Raw genomic sequence first — 2,275 nt, forward strand, 5'->3', positions numbered from 1 at the left:
ATTCGACAGGTCGTCCGCCGCCACCCAGGTTGCGTCTTCCGCGGGAATATCGCGTCCACGGAAGACATAAGGTTCAGGCGTCAACCAGGCAGCGTCGACGGTCGGCGCCGGCAGGAACTGGCGGATATCGGTCGGGTCAATGTCGCGCAGATCGAGACCTTGCAATTCGGCCGACGGCGCAAAGGTCGCACTCCAGTTCGTGCGGTCAACATGATCGGCTATCTGGCCGACGAGCTGGCGCAGGAAGATCCAATAATACTTCTTTCCCAGACGCTCGGCCCAGCCGGGCTTGCCACGGCCTGGCCCGAACCTGCTTACGAGGATCCGATCGAACACCGCGCACTGTTCGCGAGGACCGGGATAGCCGAGCTCGACTGCTCGCCGCAAAAACCAGCGAAAAATGCCGAGCTTGTCGAGCCCCGCGCCCTCGGCGTTGAACGAACTGATCACACGAGGTTCTACGACGTAACGCGCAAAATCCGTCCCCGTCGCAAAGCCGATCCTTTGCGCGAGACTCATCTGCGGAAAGCGCCTTCGATCTTCTGCATAGGTGCTCACCTCTTCCTCCGAGGGAAGCACGATGGGCCAGGCGCTTCGGTAGGGCGGGCGATACAACGCTTCATCCATTCCATCGGGCGCGACATTGAGCTCGACAGACAGTTCGATAATCAAGCGCGCATGGTCACGGAGGCTCGCGTTCAATGGCGGCTCGCCCTCTGCGAAGTACGCGGTGTAGACGAAGTCGGCAGCCTCGCGCAGGGCCGGACCGGCCTCATTGAGAAGCAATGCGCCGTAGCCGGCGACCAAGATGCGCTCCGAAATATACTCATCGTCGCAGTCCAGCGATCGGCGCATGAGAAGAGCGATGCAGCGCGGTCGCGCACGAAAGATGTTCACCATGGCCATGGTAGACCGGTCACGAATACGCCGGTCCGGCGAGGCACAAAACCAGGCGAGCGCTGTCGCCCAAAGCGTCGCGACTGGGTCAGGGAGGCTCTCGAGATTGGCACGGCAGGCCGTGTCGATAAGCCGGTGCACACCGCTTTTTTCGCGGATCGTGGCACTCCAATCGGCATACGACGTCTCGAGGCAGTTGGCCCAGAACGGATCCCGTTCCAACAATGGGACGCCCCGGAGAACATAATCCAGAAGTCCTGCGTTCAATGGATGGTGAGGACGAGCAGCAACGCCGAACAAAGCTTCCATCATGGGGGCAAGGTATTCAGCTGAGGCGAGGCCCCGCCGTACGAGCATCACCGTGCGATCATCGATGTGCTGCGGATTCCGCCACTGCAGCCCGGCAATGAACGACGGCCAAAGGACAGAATCTTGTTCGTCGCCGAGCATGTCGATGAGTTCGACGCCCTGTGCTTCGGGGAGCTGAATCGAAAGCGCCTCGAGAAGGCCGGCATTTGATCTGGCTGCCTCTTCGTTCGCCACGAGAGAGTGAAGCCGACCGCCGGCACCAAATGCCGCTCTTGCGTCATCCACCCCTTGCAACAGATGCTCGGCAATAAGGTGATCCCCAACCCGCTCGAAGGTGAAGCGAACCGAATAGGTGGGCCCGTCGCCGAGGCGGCTTCCAGGCTGTTCGATGGTTGAAACCAAAGATTCTGATTCCAGGATCGCGAAAAGCGATTGCGACTGCGTCGTCGCCGATTGATCGACCAGCGACCGCGCTTCCGACAGCGGAAGCGCACGACTGCCTGTCGTGGCCATGCTTCCAGCCAGACGAAGCATCGCGTCGTTGATGCGATTTTCGCGGGGATCATAATCGCAGGTCGCCGCGGCTCGCTGATTCTTTGCTTGAAGCAGCAGGTTGATAATCGAGCGGATGCCTTCTCGTCCCGCCGGGATGGCTTGCGTTGCGCTATCGCGCAGCGCTTCGCACACGAGACGGAGGAAGAGTGGATTGGCAAACTCTTCCTGTAGTAGCGGCTCGGCCGGAACGCCAAGGCCATAATGCTCAAAGAACGCGAACTGTGCCTCATACTCTTTGCCGAGGAACCCATTGTGCTCGACGACCGGGACCTTGAAGTGAGGCGGCATCACTTCGCGGACGTAGGATTCACGGCAACTGACACAAAGTTTGAGAAACGGCCGTCTTTTCACCTGTTCGAGCATCGGAGGCAACCAGCCTTGCCACCGTCGGCGATCGGGCTGCGTCTCGTTCAGCGCGTCGATGAAGATGATCAGCGGCGAGCCCGTCGCTTCGCCAGCGGCATTCAGCGCGTCGAGAACCGCATCGCGCCCCAGCGAACCTCCGAGACCAAGC

General features: G+C 60.6%; 1 protein-coding gene. It reads right to left on the minus strand.

What is annotated here, in order from left to right; translation table 11 throughout:
- Window positions 1-2,275, minus strand: a 2,275-nt coding sequence (locus AC1D00_RS37340) for an NACHT domain-containing protein (RefSeq protein ID WP_477014115.1), incomplete at both ends; no start/stop codon positions are given.

The sequence above is a fragment of the Bradyrhizobium sp. P2_E8 genome, assembly GCF_056403875.1.